Annotated in this window: 15 protein-coding genes; 7 read left to right on the plus strand and 8 right to left on the minus strand. The window is 62.4% G+C overall.

The features are described 5' to 3' along the window. Nucleotides 1-35: 35 nt before the first annotated feature. Nucleotides 36-1244, minus strand: a complete 1209-nt coding sequence (locus tag FTO74_RS03015; protein ID WP_255462469.1) for a hypothetical protein — start codon at nt 1242-1244, stop codon at nt 36-38. Between the two features lie 209 nt (nt 1245-1453). Here FTO74_RS03015 and FTO74_RS03020 point away from each other — a divergent pair, with 209 nt between their 5' ends. Both FTO74_RS03020 and FTO74_RS03025 read left to right on the plus strand, forming a co-directional pair. Next, the gene (locus FTO74_RS03020) at nt 1454-3109 is read left to right on the plus strand and encodes a DHA2 family efflux MFS transporter permease subunit (RefSeq protein ID WP_162536811.1); all 1656 of its coding nucleotides are present in this window, start codon (nt 1454-1456) and stop codon (nt 3107-3109) included. A gap of 66 nt (nt 3110-3175) precedes the next feature. Next, complete coding sequence (locus FTO74_RS03025) at nt 3176-3871, plus strand: pirin family protein (RefSeq protein ID WP_162536812.1); 696 nt, start codon at nt 3176-3178, stop codon at nt 3869-3871. Nucleotides 3872-4189: 318 nt separating this feature from the next. On the opposite strand, the gene FTO74_RS03030 is transcribed toward FTO74_RS03025, so the two are convergent. Together FTO74_RS03030 and FTO74_RS03035 are read right to left on the minus strand one after the other, a co-directional pair. Further along, the gene (locus FTO74_RS03030) at nt 4190-4906 is read right to left on the minus strand and encodes an ABC transporter ATP-binding protein (protein ID WP_162536813.1); all 717 of its coding nucleotides are present in this window, start codon (nt 4904-4906) and stop codon (nt 4190-4192) included. After that, a complete protein-coding gene (locus FTO74_RS03035; RefSeq protein ID WP_162536814.1) occupies nt 4899-5993 on the minus strand; it encodes an FtsX-like permease family protein in 1095 nt (364 codons plus the stop codon). The genes FTO74_RS03030 and FTO74_RS03035 overlap by 8 nt, the downstream gene beginning before the upstream one ends. 314 nt (nt 5994-6307) lie before the next feature. Between FTO74_RS03035 and FTO74_RS03040 the strand changes: the two genes are divergently transcribed. The 3 genes from FTO74_RS03040 to FTO74_RS03050 all read left to right on the plus strand — a co-directional run bounded on the left by FTO74_RS03040 (nt 6308) and on the right by FTO74_RS03050 (nt 10165). Continuing rightward, nucleotides 6308-8422, plus strand: coding sequence for a radical SAM protein (locus FTO74_RS03040; protein ID WP_162536815.1), 2115 nt, complete (start codon nt 6308-6310; stop codon nt 8420-8422). Nucleotides 8423-8652: 230 nt separating this feature from the next. Then, nucleotides 8653-9492, plus strand: a complete 840-nt coding sequence (locus tag FTO74_RS03045) for a hypothetical protein (protein WP_162536816.1) — start codon at nt 8653-8655, stop codon at nt 9490-9492. A 94-nt stretch (nt 9493-9586) separates the two neighbouring features. Continuing rightward, nucleotides 9587-10165, plus strand: a complete 579-nt coding sequence (locus FTO74_RS03050; protein WP_162536817.1) for a hypothetical protein — start codon at nt 9587-9589, stop codon at nt 10163-10165. Nucleotides 10166-10352: 187 nt separating this feature from the next. Here the strand turns inward: FTO74_RS03050 and fabF are convergent, their stop codons facing one another. Further along, a complete protein-coding gene (gene fabF, locus FTO74_RS03055; RefSeq protein WP_162536818.1) occupies nt 10353-11603 on the minus strand; it encodes a beta-ketoacyl-ACP synthase II in 1251 nt (416 codons plus the stop codon). 84 nt (nt 11604-11687) lie between these two features. Beyond that, nucleotides 11688-11927, minus strand: coding sequence for an acyl carrier protein (locus FTO74_RS03060; protein ID WP_162536819.1), 240 nt, complete (start codon nt 11925-11927; stop codon nt 11688-11690). Nucleotides 11928-12191: 264 nt separating this feature from the next. On the opposite strand from FTO74_RS03060, the gene FTO74_RS03065 reads away from it, so the two are divergent. Further along, nucleotides 12192-12965, plus strand: a complete 774-nt coding sequence (locus FTO74_RS03065) for a hypothetical protein (RefSeq protein WP_181955721.1) — start codon at nt 12192-12194, stop codon at nt 12963-12965. A 3-nt stretch (nt 12966-12968) separates the two neighbouring features. Here the strand turns inward: FTO74_RS03065 and rmuC are convergent, their stop codons facing one another. Together rmuC and folP are read right to left on the minus strand one after the other, a co-directional pair. Continuing rightward, the gene (gene rmuC, locus FTO74_RS03070; RefSeq protein WP_162536820.1) at nt 12969-14444 is read right to left on the minus strand and encodes a DNA recombination protein RmuC; all 1476 of its coding nucleotides are present in this window, start codon (nt 14442-14444) and stop codon (nt 12969-12971) included. 26 nt (nt 14445-14470) lie between these two features. Further along, complete coding sequence (gene folP / locus FTO74_RS03075) at nt 14471-15328, minus strand: dihydropteroate synthase (protein WP_162536821.1); 858 nt, start codon at nt 15326-15328, stop codon at nt 14471-14473. 43 nt (nt 15329-15371) lie between these two features. On the opposite strand from folP, the gene dacB reads away from it, so the two are divergent. Next, nucleotides 15372-16937, plus strand: coding sequence for a D-alanyl-D-alanine carboxypeptidase/D-alanyl-D-alanine-endopeptidase (gene dacB / locus FTO74_RS03080; RefSeq protein WP_162536822.1), 1566 nt, complete (start codon nt 15372-15374; stop codon nt 16935-16937). Between the two features lie 384 nt (nt 16938-17321). Here the strand turns inward: dacB and FTO74_RS03085 are convergent, their stop codons facing one another. Beyond that, nucleotides 17322-18830, minus strand: coding sequence for a sulfatase-like hydrolase/transferase (locus FTO74_RS03085; protein ID WP_162536823.1), 1509 nt, complete (start codon nt 18828-18830; stop codon nt 17322-17324). Nucleotides 18831-18874: the final 44 nt, after the last annotated feature.

Raw genomic sequence — 18874 nt, forward strand, 5'->3', positions numbered from 1 at the left:
CTGCGCTCGGGATGATTCATCGCGAGACGGCGTATCTAGAGCCTGTTATGAACTTTAGGGAGTTCATGAGGGGCGCAGACAGGCAGGCGCTCATATCGCGACAGTGCCCATAGAGAGAAAGACAGGACGCAGACGCTTAGATAGGAGAATTCGTATGACAGCTTTTTCGCATGGAGGGAGAAGGCGATAACGAACGGCGCCAGCATCACGAAGCTGGTAATGCTGAGGGTGAGGAAAATACGCGGGAGATTCATATGCACTAAAAAAGTGGTGCAGGCCACAATCACGGCGAGCACCGGAAGGGTCCAGCGAGGATGAAGCGCGCTCGGGATATACCGCAGCTTGCTGGCATTCTGGTCAAGCTGTTGGAGGAGATGCGTGAAGGCGTGAGGTGTAAAGACTGGAAGAGTAATGGCGGCTGCTGCGATAAGAATGATGGCAAACAATGCGATAGTACGAGAGCGCGAAGTGCGTTGCAGAGTAAGCGCCAGCAATGGAATCAGAATAAGCGCATAGACAATGCGAGAAGAGAGTGTGACCCCAAGAAAGAGCGCGGCGGGAATGCAGACGTAAAACGTGCGGTCAAGCGATCGAATGAAGAGAGCGACAGCGATTGCGAGGTAGAAGAAGTTGGTGAGGTAGTCACCGCCTGAAGTGAAGTCGCTGAGATTTGCAGGTGCTAGCAGAAGAAACACGGCGAGGAAGAGGAGAGCGGTTGCGCGATAGCGGAAGAAGCTAATCGTGAAGATGAAAAAGAGGGCGAGCCAGAGGAAGTTTTGCCAGGCGATGTGCCCGAACGCGAAGAAGGGTGCGGCTAGCAAAACGGCTCCGGGCAAAGGGGTGGGGGGATTGCCCAGGAAGGTATGGGTGTCATACGGGTACTGATGGTGATGGACGGCATTGAGTTCTATGCGGAGAGCATCTTCTCGGTCAGAACCAGAGTTAAGAGTGTGTTTCAGGGATATGGGGTAAAGCACTGCAAATGCTGTCGTGAGGATGAGAAAAAGAAGCAGGAACCAGCCGGTGCTGATCTGACGTTGTTGCTGGTTGAGCCGCTCGAGCCAGTACATTCCCAGAGCGATGAACAGAATTCCGAGCAACATTGCCGAGATGGCTTTGCCATGAGTCAGATACTTGAAGATGGGGGCAGAGGAAATGAGCGCCCAGGCAGCACAGATGCTGAAGATAAGTAGAGACCGGCGGATGGATAAATTCATCTTTTGGGTACCATAGAGCGATCCCATCGCTACTGTGTCTCAGGATTGTCCGAGAAATGTCATTTTGTGGGAAGACTCGGTCACCTTGCCTTTGTTCATAGTCTTTTCCTCAGATCTGGTGTGGCATTTCCGCCGTGTCTCGTTCCTGCCACCTTCGTTTGTGTCGGGATTCTTCTGTGAGATCGCCGAAGAAAGTGAATCGCCGGGTCGGGGCCTCGAATCGAAATTAGACATTCATGGCAGCCGCTACCGTATCGCTCGACAGTTCGCAGGAGATCTCCGCCGCTCTGTGGCGGCCGCGCGCCAACCCCTGGGCCATCGCCCTCACCGTCACCCTGGCGACGTTTATGGAGGTGCTCGACTCCTCCATCGCCAATGTGGCGCTGCCGCACATCGCCGGGTCGCTGGGCGCGTCGCAGGACGAGGCGACCTGGGTGCTGACCAGCTACCTGGTCTCGAACGCCGTGATCCTGCCGGCGAGCGCGTACCTGACGACTTTCATCGGGCGCAAGAAGTTCTACATGATCTGCGTGGTGCTCTTCGGCATCAGCTCCATGCTGTGCGGGCTGGCGCCGTCGCTGCCGATCCTTATTCTTTGCCGCGTGTTGCAGGGCGCGGGCGGCGGCGGGCTGGCTCCGTCGGAGCAGGCGATTCTGGCCGATACCTTTACCCCCAAGCAGCGCGGACAGGCGTTTGCGCTCTATGGGCTGGCAGTGGTGTGCGCCCCGGCCATCGGGCCGTCGCTCGGCGGCTGGATTACCGATAACTACGACTGGCGCTGGATCTTCTTCATCAACGTGCCGATTGCGATTCTTTCGCTCTTCCTGACGAACCGGCTGGTGGAAGACCCACCGCACATCGTCAGCGAGGTAAAGAAGGCGGCCAAGTTCGGGCTGAAACTGGACTTCTTCGGCTTCGGGCTGCTGGCTACGGGCTTTGGCTCGCTGGAGTTCATTCTCGATAAAGGCCAGGAGGACGATTGGTTTGGCTCGCACGTCATCACGTTCTTTACGGTGCTGTGCGTGGTCTCGCTGGTGGTGCTGATCCTCTGGGAGCTGTACCAGCTCAAGATCGGCAAGCGGCCCATCCTGAACCTGACGCTCTTCAAGCGCAAGACCTTCACGATCCCGTTCATCCTGATGTTTGTGCTCGGGTTCTCGCTCTATGGAACGACTGTGCTGATCCCCCAGATGGTGCAGACGCTGTTGGGATACACCGCCGAACTGGCTGGGTTTGTCATCTCACCGGGCGGCCTGTGCATCATGCTGATGATGCCGGTGGTGGGGTTCCTGATCGGGCGCTCGGACCCGCGTTGGCTGATCGCCTTCGGGTTCACGATCCTTTCCACCTCGATGATGCTGATGCACACGCTGTCGCTCGATTCGAGCTTCAAGTACATCATGTGGGTGCGTATTTATCAGGCTTCGGGGTTGGCGTTCTTGTTCATCCCGATCAATACCATCAGCTACACGGGCGTGGCTCAGGCGCAGAACAACGACGTCGCCGGGCTGACGAACCTGTCGCGCAACATCGGCGGTTCGGTGGGTACGGCGTTTGTGGCCACGATGCTCTCGCGCGGACAGCAGCGGCATGAGGCGTACATGGTCCGCAACCTGACGCCGGGGAGCCAGGGGTTCATGAACCAGGTGAATGCGCTGAAGGGGATCTTCCACGGCGGCGGCAATGGGATGGGGGCGGGTTTCGGCTCGCGCGATCTTGGCGGCGTGCAGACGGCGCAAGGGTTCATCTACCAGCAGTTGCACCGGCAGTCGGCCATGCTGGCGTACATGGACATCATTGCGATCCTGGCGGTGTTCTGCCTCTGCATGATCCCGCTGGTGTTTGTGATCGGGAAGATCAAGCCCGCGGCGGACGGACCGGCGTTGCATTGAGGCTGTAGTTCCCCCTCTGCATCGTTTTTAGATGTTTCAACATCTATTCGGGCAGAGGTAAGAACAATGGTGACGATACGACCGGCGGCAGAGCGTGGCCATGCCAATCACGGATGGCTGGATTCGCGGTTTTCCTTCAGCTTTGCGGATTACTATGACTCGCGGCAGATGGGGTTTCGTGCGCTGCGTGTGATTAACGAGGACTATGTGGCTCCGGGGACGGGCTTCGGCAAGCATCCGCATCGGGACATGGAGATCTTTACCTACGTGCTCGAAGGTGCGGTGAAGCACCAGGACACGACGGGCGCGAGTGAGACGCTGGTTCCGGGCGAGTTGCAGCATATGACGGCTGGCTCGGGCGTGCAGCACTCGGAGATGAACCCGTCGGAGACGGAGACGCTGCACCTGTTGCAGATATGGTTGATTCCCAATGCGTTTGGCATCGCGCCGCGGTATGAGCAGAAGCGTTTTGCGGTGCAGGATGAGCCGAACAAGCTGCATCTGCTGGCTTCGACCGATGCGCGGGATGGATCGTTTCGGGTTCACGCCGATGCGGAGCTGCTGGCCGCGAAGCTGGAGGCGGGCGGCAGCGTGACGCATGGGTTCAGGCTGGGGAATGGATGGTTGCAGGTGGCTCGCGGGAGCGTCGAGGTGGCTGGAAAGACGCTGACGACGGGGGATGGTTTGCAGATTGAAGAAGAAAGCTCGTTGACCGTGACTAGTCAGGATGGCGGGGAGTTTTTGCTGTTTGATCTGAAGTAACACGTTCTTGGATTCGGAGGCGGAGCCGATAGGTCGGGCCTTCAGCCCTCATCCGCCTCTACGCATCCGGTTACCTGGGACGTTGCCCCAGGCTGGTATAGGATGCGCCGTTGGCGCTTTTGACCCGTGGCGATTTTTGCTTTTGGGGTGGGCTTTTACGGTGTGCTCGCGGGGAGAATACTCTTGGGGAGGAACATCTCCGTACGAGCCTCGGAAAGCGCTGAAGGCGCGCTTTATACCAGCCTGGGGCAACGCCCCAGGGAAACGACCGAGTAGGAAGATGAGGGCTGAAGGCCCGACCTATCACTCGGCACGGCTTTAGAGGATTTTGCCGTCCTTCATCTGGATCGTGCGGTGGGCGTAGGCGGCGGCTTCGGGGTTGTGGGTAATCATCAGGATCGTCTGCCCCAGCCGCTCGTTCAGGTCGCGCAGCAGGTTCAGCACAATATCCGAGTTCTTGCTGTCGAGGTTGCCGGTCGGCTCATCGGCCAGCAGGATCGCAGGCCCGTTCACGATGGCGCGGGCGATGGCGATGCGCTGCTGCTCGCCGCCCGAGAGCGCGCGCGGCTTGTGGTGCATCCGGTGCGCGATGCCCAGCATGTTCAGCACTTCAAGGAACTTGTCGTCGAAGTCCACTGGCCGCCCGGCGATGTCGCGGACGATCTGGATGTTCTGCTCGGCCGTCAGCGTGGGCAGCAGGTTGTACTTCTGAAAGACGAAGCCTACCTGGTGCTTGCGCAGGTCGTTGCGCTGCGCGGGCGTCATCTTCGAGAGGTCGATGCCGTTGATGCTGACCGTGCCCGAGGTCGGCGAGGTGAGGCCGCCGAGGATGTTGAAGAGCGTCGACTTGCCCGAGCCGGAGGTGCCGACGATGGAGACGAACTCCCCGCGCGTGATGTCAAGATCGACGCCGCGCAGCGCCTGCACGTCCACCTCGCCGATGTGGAAGGTCTTGACCAGACTGCGGACCTGGATGATGGGCTGGTTGGCGAGCGGAGCCTTAAGCGGCTCGAGGTTCGAGGCCTGATTATTCATACGAAAGCGCCTCGGTAACATCCTGGTTGACGGCCTTGGTGGCGGGAATGATGGTGCCGACGACGGCTCCGACGACGGCGATGGCTCCGGCGATGGGCCACCACCAGTAGACCGTCTCCTGCACCAGCGAGGCGGGCACGGCGTGGGCCATCAGCCACTGGGTTCCATAGGTCATCAGGATGCCGACGGCGGTGCCGATGAGGGCCAGCAGGATGGTCTCGCGGAAGAGGATGTTGACGATGTAACTGGAGCTGGCTCCGACCGCCTTGAGGATGCCGATCTCGCGGGTGCGCTCGAGCACGGCAGTGTACATGGCCATGAAGACGACGATGAAGCCCACGATGGAGGCGATGCCGATGACCACGTAGATGAAGTCCTGCAACATCTTGACGGAGGAGACGCTGATCTGTGCGGTGAACTCCTCGACGGTATAGATCATGTAGCCCGGCAGGGCTTTCTTGAGCTGCTCGACGAAGTCGTCGGCGTGGCTGGGGTCGGTGAGCTTCAGGTAGACGGCGGAGATCTTGCCGGGGTTGCCGGTAAGGTTCTGCAGCGTGTCGATACGCACGAGGACCGTGGCCAGCTTGCCGGACTCGAAGACGCCCGCGATGTTCCAATCGTGGTTGAGGAGCGTCAGGTGCTCGCCCGCGTGGATTTTCTTCTGGCGCGCGTAGACCTGGTCGACGATCATGTCGTCGGGGCCCACGAGCGGGCCGCCTTCGACGAACTTGAAGCCCCCGGCCATCTTGTTGATGGAGGGGAAGTCGATGCCCTGGATGGTGTCGAAGCCGCCCATGCTCTGGACCATGGTGCCGGTGGCCTGGGCGACGCCGGGCCGCGCGGCGAGAGCGGGGACGACCTTATCGCTGAGGGGCGCGGAGGAGAGCGACATGACCGAGCTGCTGGGCGGGCGGACGAAGACGTCCGCGCCGATGCCGCGCGCACGGCGGGCGCTGGCGTCGAGCGTGCCGTAGGAGACCCCGACCAGGGTCAGGATCATGGTGACCTCGACCCCGATGGCGATTACAGAGAGAAGGGTGCGCAGGGGACGATGGGCGAGGTTCGCGAAGATGAGCTTATTGACCAAGAGTTTCAGTATAGAACGTCACGGACGGGGTGATGGTTCAGGTACTCCATGAATATAAACACAGGGGTTATGACGGGTGGAAGCTTGAGGGGCGGTTCCCCGTTCAGTGCCCGAGAATACCGTTCGCTGCGGATTCTCGCCGTTCGACGGTAGGTGGTTCTAATGCTGGCCGTAGCTGACTAAGCTGGTGCGAGTCATGTCCACTGCGCGAAGGTGCGGTTGACCTGCATAAAAAATGAGTCCGCACGAATGGATTCAGTATCTTGCATCTATACCGACCCCGTCGCCGGGGAGTCTGTCAGGAGACAAACATTATGGCTAAGGCCGCGCCTACTAAGTTTTTCGAGAAGTCCATGGTTCAGATCGCCAAGGTTGGTTGGGCTGTCTTCAGCCGCCTGAACTCGATCAGCCCCAACGACAGCTTTACGCCCAAGTGGAGCGATAAGCCGCTTCTGAAGAGCTACCAGAAGGAGAAGCCGCCCCTTGGCTGGCCGCGTACGACCGACTCCCTCTGCCCGCGCTGCCTGCCGGAGATCCGCCAGCAGATCGTGGACGGCAAGCTGCCCCACGAGATCCTGCTCAACGAGAAGGTCGGCGAGATCAAGGCGCAGATCATCGAGCGCGACGGCCAGATCCTGATGGTGAAGGACTGCCCGATCCACGGCCACTTCGAGGATGTCATGTCCATCGACCCGGCCTTCATGAAGCATCTCGAGGACGTCTTCCCGGGCCGCGATATCCGCGCCCACAACGACGAGAAGCTGCACAACCACGGCACCTCGACCGTGACCCACGGCCGCGGCTCGGTGCTGACGATCGACCTGACCAACCGCTGCAACATGATGTGCGACCCCTGCTTCATGGACGCGAACCAGGTCGGTTTCGTGCATGAGCTGACGTGGGACGAGATCAAGACCATGCTCGACAACGCGGTGACGATCAAGCCCAAGCGCCAGATGTCGGTGCAGTTCTCGGGCGGCGAGCCGACGCTGTCGCCTTACTTCCTGGACGCTGTCGCGTATGCCCGCAAGGTGGGCTACACCTCGGTGCAGGCGGCCACCAACGGTATCGAGTTCGCCAAGAGCAAGGAGTTCTCGAAGGCCGCGGCTGAAGCGGGTCTGCGCTATGCGTACCTGCAGTTCGACGGTATCGGCAACGCCGCCAACTCGCACCGCAAGGTGGGCAACGCGTTCGACGTGAAGCTGCAGGCGATCCACAACCTGCACGAGGCCGGTGTGGATATCGTTCCGGTCACCACGATCGTCAACGGCATCAACAACGAGCAGGTTGGCCGCATCATCGAGTTCGCGCTCGACAACCCCAAGAAGATCAACTTCCTCTCGTTCCAGCCGGTCTCGTTCACGGGCCGCGACGAGGCGATCTCGGACGAGCGCCGCATGGCGCAGCGCTACACGCTCTCGCACCTGGCGCACGATGTGAAGAACCAGACCGGCCTCGGCGAGCCGACCCGCGACTGGTTCCCCATCTCGTTCATGAGCACCTTCTCCGACTGGGCCGACCTGGTTCACGGACCGGATCGCGACTGGGGCCAGCTCTCCTGCGGATGCCACCCGAACTGCGGCATCGGCATGGGCCTGATGATCGACAAGGAAACGAAGGAAGCGGCTCCGGTAACGGCGTTCATGAACGCTGTGCAGCTTGCCCAGGACGTCGCCAAGATCAACGACGCCGCCCGCGGCAAGTTCCTCTCGATTCTCGGCGTGACGCTGGCCCTGCTGCGCAACTACACGCCGGAGAACGCGCCCACGCACTTCAAGATCAAGGACCTGATGCAGAAGTTCGATAAGAGCTTCGGCGCGACGGGCCGCAGCTACGGCAAGGTGACGGCCGATCGTACGATGGCCGACATTCAGCAGCGCCGCTCGGACCGCTGGAACTTCCTCTTCATCGCGGGCATGTGGTTCCAGGACCTGTTCAACTACGACTTCCGCCGCACCGAGCAGTGCATCATCCCGTACGCGACGCAGGAGGGCGAGATCAGCTTCTGCGCGTACAACACGGGTGTGGGCTGGCGCAACATCATCGAGAAGATGCACATGACGAGCACGCTCACCAAGTGGTACGAGGAGCATGGACGGCATGAGATCTTCGCGGGCGGCAAGAAGGTCGGACTCGAGAAGGAGTCGAGCTATGACCTGGTGCTGAACGACAGCCACGTGAACGCGGCGGCAAACGACACGTTCGACAAGAGCGGCATCGCGAAGAATGCGCGTGAGGAGAAGATCCGGGCGCGCGATGCGAAGCTGAAGCAGGACGCCGAGAACGCCAAGATGGCGGCTCTCTACCGCAAGGAAGTGCTGGGCGAGAAGGCTCCCGAGGGCGGTTTCGTGGCCATCGGCGGCATCAAGCCGGCACCCCGGGTTGAGGCTCCAGCCGTCGACAAGGAAGAGACAGTCGCCGGAGACTAGGCTTCTGGTGTAAAAATGAAGGGCCGCCGAAGTCGGCGGCTCTTTTTATTTCTTACTTATGGTCAGACCTTTATAATGCCCGGGGACGCAAGAAAAAACGGATACACTAGTCATACCTCTAGGCATATCCGGTTCCACGCTTTACAATCAAACGGCAAGCACTAATCGCCTCCCGTTTTCCTCGTCTGACAGACTTTATGCCCTTCTTGCTTAAGGAGAACCAACGCCCCATGAAATTGACCGCACGAGTTTCGGTGACGGCTGCGCTTCTGGCCCTTTTGACCCTGTCCGCCACTGGATGCAACCGGCTTAAGGCTCGCGACGAGCTGAATAAGGGTGTGCAGGCCTTCAAGGCCGCCAAGTATGAGGAAGCAATCAACCACTTCCAGACCTCGATCAACTTGGATCCGACCTACCCGAATGGCCAGCTCTACCTTGCCACCGCGTACAGCTACCAGGTAGTTCCGAACCTGGACTCGCCGGAGAACCTGCAGATCGCGCAGAAGGCGTTGGACGGCTTCCACGCGGTGCTCGATAAGGACCCGACCAACCAGACCGCGCTCAAGCAGATCGCTTCGATCGACCGCAACATCAAGAAGCTGGATGAGGCGAAAGAGTACGAGAAGAAGGTCATCGCGCTCGACCCCAACGACTCCGAGGCGTACTACACCATCGGCGTGGTGGACTGGCTCCAGGCGTATGACAACGCCCGCAAGATCCTGGCCCAAAACGAGGGCGGCCCCGGCGGCGGTCTGACCGACGACGGAAACGGCAACGTGAAGAAGAGCAAGCAGGCCTGCGCGGCGTTGCAGGCGGCCAACACCAACCTGGTGGCCGATGGTCTGGCGAACCTTCAGAAGGCTGTTGAGATCAACCCCAGCTACGACGACGCGATGCAGTACCTGAACCTGATGTATCGCCGCAAGGCTGACCTCGAGTGCAACGACGATGCCGCGCGCAAGGCGGATATCGCTCAGGCTGACTCCTGGACCCAGAAGGCGATGGGCGCTCGCAAGGAAAACGAGAAGAAGAAGGAAGAAAAGGCTGGCGGCGGCGTCAGCATGAACTAAATGCCGTCGGCTGATCGACGAAGATCGGCCGGTTTGCAAAAGAGGCCTCCCGTGCGGGAGGCCTCTTTTGCTTGAGGGAAGGAAAGAGGGAAGCATGGCGGCTGTAGGAACGGTTCCAGAGGGCACGATACCGGCGTTCTTTGCCCCGCAGGAGCTGCGACGGGTCTTCGCGGCGGGTGAGGTGCTGTTTCTGGCCGACGCGGCCCGCCTGGAGGCTCTGGGAGGGGATCGGCTGCTGCGTGAGCTGGTTGCGGGGGACCGGCGGCGAACCCCGCAGGCTCTGGCCGAGGGAGCGGCGGTGCCAGCGATTGGGCTGGAGCCGGGGTACTACACGGTCATGGCGCGCTCCACCGAGACTGAAGGGGCGATGGCTCTGCTGTCGAACATCGTGTTTTCCGCCGGGTTCATCCTGGGCACGGCCAGCGGGGAGTTGCAGCTTTGGAGCGGCGATCGGGTGGCCCCGGATCGGGACGCCGAGCGTGGAGAAGCTGTAGATCGCAGGATTACGGTCACGCCGGGGTGGTACAGGGTGACGGTGGTTGCGGGGATTCGGCTGGACGACGAGGGAGAGGAGACGCGGGAGTGGGTCTGCTGCTTCCTGCTGGAGCCGAGCGCCGCGCAGCCCGAGCCGCTGGGGGATATGAGCAAGACGCTGGGGCTGTTCGGCTCGTAAGCATTTGTCCTGCCGGACGGGCCTCCTGCGCGGAGGGCGGTCACTTCGTGACTTTCACACTCGTCTTGCTGACTCAAAGTGCAAAGGTCCTCCCGCTGGTCGGAAGCAAAGATTGCTCGCTTCCGACCAGCGGGAGGACCTCAAAAGATAATCCCGGCTATGCCGCCCCGAGGACCGCACGAAGTGCTTACTCCATCCAGCGCTTGAAGACCAGCGAGCCGTTGGTGCCGCCGAAGCCGAACGAGTTCGAGAGCGCGTAGTCGATCCGCGCGGGCTGCGGCTTGTTGGGCACGTAGTTCAACCGGCACTGCGGGTCCAGCTCCTCGATGTTCATGGTCGGGGGAGCGATCTGGTTGAGCAGCGCCATCAGCGTGATGCCCGCCTCCAGCCCGCCCGCGCCGCCGAGCAGGTGCCCGGTCATCGATTTGGTGGAGCTGACCAGCAGCTCGCCCTCGATGGCGCGCTCGCCGAAGAGGTTCTCGATCGCCTTCGACTCCATCGCGTCGCCGAGCGGGGTACTGGTCGCGTGAGCGTTCAGGTAGTCGATCTTGTCCGGCGTGATGCCAGCCACCTTGAGCGCCGCCGCCATTGCTCGATAGCAGCCCTCGCCCTCGGGGGCCATGCCGGTCATGTGGTAGGCGTCGGCCGACATGCCGTAGCCGATCACCTCGCCCAGAATCTTCGCGCCGCGCGCCTTGGCGAACTCCAGCTCCTCCATGATGAGGATGCCCGCGCCCTCGCCGACCACGAAGCCGTCGCGATCCTTGTCGAAGGGGCGGCAGGCGTGCGTGGGGTCGTCGTTGCGGGTGGAGAGGGCCTTCATGGCCGCGAATCCGCCGACGCCCATGGGAGTGATGGCGGCCTCGGTGCCGCCCGCGATCATAGCGTCGGCATCGCCGCGCTGGATGATGCGGAAGGCGTCGCCGATGGAGTGCGCCGATGAGGTGCAGGCCGTCGCGGTGGCCTCATTGGGACCCCGCGCGTTGTACTTGATCGAGACATGGCCCGCGGCCAGGTTCACGATAGAGCCGGGGATGAAGAACGGCGAGATCTTGCGCGGTCCACCGGCCAACATCGCCGAGTGCTCACGCTCGATCACGTCGAAGCCGCCGATGCCCGAGCCGATGTGTACGCCGAAGCGGTCGCGGTTCGTCTCGTCGATCACCAGACCCGAGTGCGCCATCGCCTCGGCGGCGGCCGCCAGCGCGAAGTGGATGAAGCGTCCCATCTTGCGGGACTCTTTCTTCTCGACAAAAAGAAGCGGATCGAAGTCCTTGACCTCCGCTGCAAATCGAACGGAATGGCCGGTGAGATCAAAAGCCTTGATCTCGGCCATTCCGCTCTTGCCGGCCAGTAGACCCTCCCAGACCTCGGGAACGGTTTTGCCTACGCCGCACACGAGACCGATTCCGGTCACCACGACCCTGCGCTGTTCCATGCTCTTCCTTGCTCCCGACTACTGCGTTGCTTCTACAGACGACCTTGCCCTTGCAGTCCGTGTTGCTTCTGCAGACCAGCCCGCTTACTTCTTCTGGTTCTTCTCGATGTAGTCGACAGCGTCCTTGACGGTCTTGATCTTCTCGGCGTCTTCGTCGGGAATCTGGATGTCGAAGGCTTCTTCGAACTGCATGACGAGCTCGACGACATCGAGCGAATCTGCTCCGAGGTCCTCCTGGAAGCTTGCGCCGGGGGTCACTTCGGCCTCATCCACCTGAAGCTGCTCGACAATGATCTGTTTTACTTTTTCGTCTACCGCTGCCATGTATATCTCCTGGAACGTTCTTGGGTCAGAGTTTGGATGTGTCTGCGTTCAAAAACACGCATAGTCCAAAGGATACTGAGAGCCTTGCCGAGTGTAAAGCAAACGGCGAGGAATCGCCCGCAAGGAATATGAGGATTTCCGGCTGAGGGAAGATTCTTTTTCCCCTGTTGATGTCTTATGGACGCAATTTCAGGCTTTTTGCGAGCATCTGGGAGCATCTTTGCAGAGGAGGGTCCTGCGGCGGATGAACTGCGTCCAACAGGTATGGCTCGCGAAGCAAAACGGTGGTTGCTGACGGCGGTTGCGCTTGGGATGGTGCTGGGGACAGCTTCGGACGGCGTGGGGGAGGAGTACAAACCGCCCCGCAAGGTGCCGGGAATCAGGCCGTGCCCCCGGTTCGCCGGGCCGTCGCGCCGGGTGATGGACCACGGGCGCGAGGCCATCGAGATGGTGACCAAGATGAACGTGGATGTGGACGGCGCGCCTAACGCCTACGGTCCGCCGGGCAAGAAGGCGCTCGATATCGCCGAGCATTCGCTGTCTCCCGCCGATGCCGAGCATCCGGGCGCGGTGGTGGGGTACATGACCGAGTACGAGGGCGGCCCGCCGACGGTCCAGAAGCCGGGCGACCCGTATCCCGGCTACTACGTCTCGCAGACCGACTTCGCCGACAAGGACAATCCGCGCATGGAGGACCCGCGCCGGTACGTGGACGCCACGAAGATCAACTACCTGGTGCAGGGGCGAGTGGCGCGCAAGGCCGGTGTCGTGATGGGAGATTACGCGACTGTCTACAGTTGTCGCACGGGTAAGTCGGCGTTTGCCATTGTGGCCGACTCGGGCAACGAGCGCGGCGACGAAGGCTCGCTGGCGCTGGTGCAGGCGCTGGGATACCCCATCAAAGACGGCATCGACCAGTCGGTGGACGACCCGGAGATCGTGATCCACTACTTCCCGAAGTCGAATCCCGGCAAGACGTTCTTCAAGACGCAGGCCGCGCTGGATGAGGCGGCGGCCAAGCTGGGGCTGAGGAAGTAGCGCTTACTCTTCTTCGCCGCTGGCCACCAGTCGCGGTGCGATCCCGTCGAAGCTGAGCACGTTGTCCTCTATCGCATCGGTCTCGCCTACATCGCGCAGGTTGCGGTTGATGGCGCGCGTCCGCACGCCCAGCTTCTGGATCGTGTTTTGCACCGTGCCCACCTGCTTCTCCATCGAGGTCATCAGGTCGCCGAACTTCTCGAACTCGGTGCGCGTCGAGGCCAGCACCTTCCAGACGTCGTCGCCCTTCTTTTGCAGGTTCAGCATGTGGAAGCCCATCTTGAAGCTGATGAGGATCGCCGAGAGAGTGCTAGGGCCAGCGATGGTGACCCGGTAGTTGCGTTGCAGGTCGTCCTGCAGGCCGTCGCGCCGGATTACCTCGGCGTACAGGCTCTCGGTGGGCAGGAACATGATGCCGTACGGCGTCGTCACCGGCTCGTTGATGTACTTGCTGAAGATGCGCTTGCCCTCGGTGCGGATCGCCGTCTCGAAGGCCCGGCCTGCCACGGCGATCTCCTCGGGGATGCCGGTCTCGTAGGCTGTCTCCAGCCGCTCCCAGTCCTCGCGGGGGAACTTGGCATCGATCGGGAGCAGGGTCTCGCCCGTGGTGCCGGGGAACTTGACGGCGTACTCGACGACCTCTTGCGTGCCGGGTTTTACCTGTGCGTTGTGGACGAACTGGCTGGGCGCGAGCGTCTGCGAGATGAGCTGGCCGAGCAGTACCTCGGCCATGCCGCCGCGCGATTTGACGTTGGTGAAGATGCGCGAGAGGCCGTCGACGCCCTCGGAGAGCTTCGACATCTCGCCCAGGCCGGTATGGACCTTGGTGAGCTGGTCGGTCACCTGGCTGAAGGACTCGGTGAGCCGCGTGTTCAGCGTGGCGTGCAGCTTCTCGTCCACGGTGGCGCGCATCTCTTCGAGCTTGGCGGAGTTATCGGTGTTGAGCTTGTTCAGGCGCTCCTCGACGGTCGAGCGCAGCTTGTCCTGATGGGCGGAGTTGCTGTCCATCAGCCCGATCAGCCGGGTGCTGAGCGACTCCTGTAAGGCGGCGTGCTTGCGGCTGGTCTCTTCTTTTAGCTCGCCAAAACTCTGTGAGATGGAGCGCATCTTCTGCTCGACGTCGCCGCGCAGGCGCTCGGCGGAGGCGGTGCTGTTCTCGCCGAACTTGGCCAACTCGGTCTTGAGAGTGTTGCCGAGCGTGGTGATGTTGCCGATAACCTCGTTGCGCAGCGCGGCGGCGGCGGCTTCGTTGTCCTTGCGAGTGCGGCTGGCCTCGGCGGGGATGTCGCTGCGCATCTGGGTCAGGGCCTCGCGCAGATAGGCGTCCAGATAGGTGTCGAGGCGCGTGAGCTGGGCGGGCAGGGTCTCGGCTAGTTGGGCTAGGCGTGGGTCGGCCTCGGGTGCGGTCGGCTTGCGCAGAAACAGCGCGGCTACCGCGATGAGGACGACGATCTGGAGGAGAAGCAGAGCGATCAACATTCGATTTTCCTTCGCCTAAGGATAGCTCAGGATTGCGTCGCCGCGAGCAGAATCTTGTCGGCGACTGCGGCGGCTTCGGCGGCGGGACGGATCTCGTGGACGCGCAGGATGTGCGCGCCCGCGAGGATGGCGGCGACGTTCGAGGCGGTGGTGGCGTGGATCTCCTTGCCGAGAAAGCCTTTGCGCGAGGTGCCGACCAGCAGGGGATGGCCAAGTTGTTGCAGATCAGCGAGATGTGCGTGCAGAACGAAGTTTTCCTCCCCGCGTTTGCCGAAGCCGAAGCCGGGGTCGAGAACGATGGCGTTTGCCGGGATACCAGCGGCGCTGGCCGTGGCGAGCTGGCTGCGGAGACCTTCGAGGACTATGGGGATCACCTCAGATGGGGCGAGCCGCGTCTGCGTGGCCCACTCCTGTGGAGTCCCGCGAGTGTGGGTGAGGACCAGTCCGCAGCGCGTCTCCGCCGCAGTGGAGGCCATCTCCGCGTCCCACAGCAGGCCGGAGACGTCGTTGACGATCTCGGCCCCGGCCTCTGCGGCGCGGCGGGCTGTGGAGGCGTGGTAGGTGTCGATGGATATGACGGCATCGGGACGGGCCTTCAGGATCGCGGCCAGCACGGGCAGGATGCGGGCCTGCTCCTCCTCCGCCGTGACGGGTGTGGAGTCGGGACGCGTGGACTCGCCGCCGAGGTCGAGGATCGCGGCTCCCTCGTCGAGCAGCCACAGCGCCTGGTCGAGGGCGGTCTGCGGGGAGGTGAACTGGCCGCCGTCCGAGAAGCTGTCGGGGGTCAGGTTCAGGATGCCCATCAGGAGCGTCTCTTCGCCGAGCGCGAGGGTGCGGGTGCGGAGCTGCCAGTCGAAGCGCGGGCGGGTGAGCGGGAAGGCCATTCATAAATTCTACGGGTGCGGTTTTGCCGGGTAGACTCGACGGATGAAGCGGATTGCGAGTTTTTTCCTGCTGCTGATGATGAGCGGCACGGCGGCGGCACAGGACGGCATGGCCGCGCAGATTGCGGCGTTGGTCGCCGAGCCTGCCGTGGTGCGGGCGCACTGGGGCGTGGCCGTGGCGGGGCTCGATGGGGAGAGGATCTTCGGGCTGAACGATGGGCAGCTCTTCCAGCCAGCCAGCAACGCCAAGCTGTTTACGACGGCGGCGGCGGTGCATCTGCTGGGGGAGTCGCAGCGGTTTACTACGGTGGTAGAGGGGCCGCCGGGTTCGGCTGGGGCAAAGGTGTTGAGGGGCGACCTGACGTTGCGCGGAGCGGGCGATGCGAACCTCTCTGGCCGCACGGTGCCATATGCGGGGCCTGCAGGGGCTGACGCGGCTGCGTTGCGTTATCTGGAGGAGCTGGCCGACGGTGTCGCGGCGGCGGGTGTTCAGCGGATCACCGGGGATATTGTGGGCGACGATACACGCTTTCCGTGGCAGCCCTACGGGGCGGACTGGGCCGTGGACGACCTGCTGTGGGGGTACGGTGCGCCCGTCTCGGCGTTGAGCGTGAACGACAACCAGATTCGGCTGAAGGTGACGCCGGGTGTGAGCGCCGGGGAGGCCGCTACGGTGGAGCTTGATCCGGCGGTGCCGTACTACACGGTTGCCGCGTCGGTGCGGACGGTGGCGGCGAAGAGTGCGGCTGCGGTGGAGATCGAGCGCGACCCCGGCTCGAAGGTGCTGCGGGTCTCGGGGACGATTGCGGCGCGGTCGGGAGTCTATGCGGAGGAGATCGCCATTCAGGACCCGGCGGAGTACGCCGCGATTGCGTTGAAGGCGATGCTGGAGGCTCGCGGGATTCGCGTGGATGGACGTGCCCGCAGCGAGCATCGGGTGATCCCGGAGCCGGTGAGTTTTTTGAAGGAGACGCGGGAGCCTCTGCCCGGCCTGCCTGTTGAGCCATTGGGAGGCGTGAGCAGGCTGCTTACCGGGAAGGGCGTCTGCATGGATGCCTGCCCGCTGCGGGTTGAGCATACTTCGTTCACGGTTATCGAAGACGTGACCGTGGCTAACAAGGTCAGCCAGAACCTGCATGCGGAGCTGCTACTGCACCAGTTGGGCAAGAGCTTCGGCAATGACGGCTCGACGGCGCAGGGGGCGCGGGTGGTGCGGCAGTTTCTTATCAATGTGGGGCTTGATAAGGACGATTTTGTGTTCTACGACGGCTCGGGGCTGAGCGGGCACGACTTGGTGACGCCGAGGGCGACGGTGCGGCTGTTGACCTATGCAGCGCGGCAGCCGTGGTTTGCGGAGTGGAAGGCTTCGCTGCCGGTGGGTGGCGTGGACGGGTCTTTGTCGGGGCGCTTCGCCAAGGCTCCGCTTCTCGGTAAGGTATTGGCGAAGACGGGGACGCTGGGTGAGGCGCGGGCGCTGAGCGGGTATGTGGTGTGTGCGAGCGGGCGGACGGTGGCGTTCTCGGTGATGGTGGGGAACCATGCGCCGGGTACGAGTGCGGACAGGGATGTGATGGACCGGATTGTGGCGACGATCGCGGCAGCGAATTGAGGCATGGGCCTCTCGTTGGTCGGCTTTGTTGCCGAACAACGGGAGGCGCGCGCGAAGCAGTAAACAGGCGTGTGAAGGCCCGCTCGCCGCGTAGGAGGCCCATCCGGCAGGATGAGTTTTAAGGGCACGGCTTTAGCCGTGCTCTTAATGTTCTGGGCGGAGTGGAAGAAAGCATACCTCGGGGGCTAAAGCCCGCTTTGGTGGTGAGCTTTAATGTCCGGGCTAAAGCCCGGACCTACCTCAGAAGCAAGAGCAAGTGCAACGACAAAGGCAGAAGCAGATTCCTCCGCTTCGCTCCTGAATGACAACCAAGAAAACAAACAACGGCAACCACGAAACAAGCACTGGCAGCAGCACCCTTCTTTGGAGAAGATAGAGGGCGCGTTAGTAGTGCACGGGCTGGCCTTTTAGGGTCTGCTCAATGACTTCATGGACCTGTACCAGCGGCCAGGGAGTGTTGTTGAACTCCGGTTTTGACTGGCCGGGCTGGTGGATGATGAGGGCCGGGCGCGGGTCGAAGACGTCGCGGCTGGCAGCGTCGTCCTCTTCGGTCCAGGCGGGCAGGCCGTCCCAGATCTCAGTGCGCCAGGAGTGGTCGCCCTGGATGATGACGGTTGTGTCCTTCCAGCGCGGCGAGCCCTGGAGGATGGTCATCATACGGCCCAACTCGCGGTCGGCCAGGGCCAGCGAGTCCAGGTAGGAGCTGTCGCAGGTGCCGGTGTAGTTGTCGTTGATGCGGCTCCAGATGTTGGGGCTGTGCGGGATGGCCAGGTGCAGGTAGACGAAGTCGGCCTGATCGCCGTGGAGGACGTCGAAGCTGTGCTGCTCGAGGTCGAGGTGTGTGACCAGGCGGCGCTGCACGTCGAGGGTGCATAGCTCGCGCTCGGCCTTCGAGGGCGACTGGATCTCGCGGGCCATCTGGACGAATGGCCGGGCGACGTTGCGCCAGATCGGATCGGACTGCACCATGGGGCCGTCCATCTTGTCGTGGTTGCTCCAGTAGCACTGGTCGAGGCTGTCGCCGTAGAGGGTGCAGTAAGGGTTGTACCAGCCGACGGCGGCGGTGCGCCAGCCGCCGGCCTTGGCGTCGCCGAAGACGGTCTCGCGGCCGGTGACGGGATGCCAGCCGGGAACGCCGGTGTAGTGGACCTTGAGCTGGTTGGAGAGGCTGTAGCGGAAGTCGTCGACGACGCGGCCGGTGAAGAGCGAGGGGATGACCTTGACGGTGCGGATGCCGGAGGGCTGCACGTTGGTGAAGACGGTGCTTTGGTCGCGCAGGGCATCGAAGGAGGGCAGGGGCAGGTCTTTGGCGCGGTGCTCGTAGACCTGGTCGTAAGATAGCTCGTCGAAGACGACCCAAATGAGACGCGGGTGCTGGCGAGGGGGCTGCTGCTGCGACCAATGCGCGTCGATCTGTTGCGCGCCGGGCCGCCAGCGGGCTATCCAGAGCAACTGCAGAATGCTCGAAAAGGCGAAGATGGCGAAGCAGGCGGCCAGTCCGCTGGCGAAGCGCATGACGACCCGGTACCAGACGGGGAACATCAGCATCAGCATCAGGAGCGCGCCGCCCCAGGCCAGCATCAGCAGAGGCACCGCGCTGCCGAGCGTCTGGAGCGGCAGGATGGACTGCGTGCGGACGAGCAGGTAGGGCGGGATCGCGATGGCCAGGACGAGGCGCACCCAGCGGTAGGCGCGCGTGCGCTCGAGCGGGCGCAGGATGAGGAAGATCGCCACGCCGAGCAGCAGGATGTCGGCGATGGAGGCCAGGCAGACGCCGGTGAGCGAGCGCGGGTAGTGCATCCGCACGTCGCTGCCGCCGCCGAGCAGGTCACCGTAGTTGACGACGAGGATGAGTGAGGAGAGGCCGATGCACTGGCAGAGCCGCTTCAGCATTCGCGGCCGGAGGGTGTTGCAAAGATGGAAGCACGAGTCATCGC

This window comes from Granulicella sp. WH15 (assembly GCF_009914315.1).
In the GTDB taxonomy this organism is placed as follows: Bacteria; Acidobacteriota; Terriglobia; order Terriglobales; family Acidobacteriaceae; genus Edaphobacter.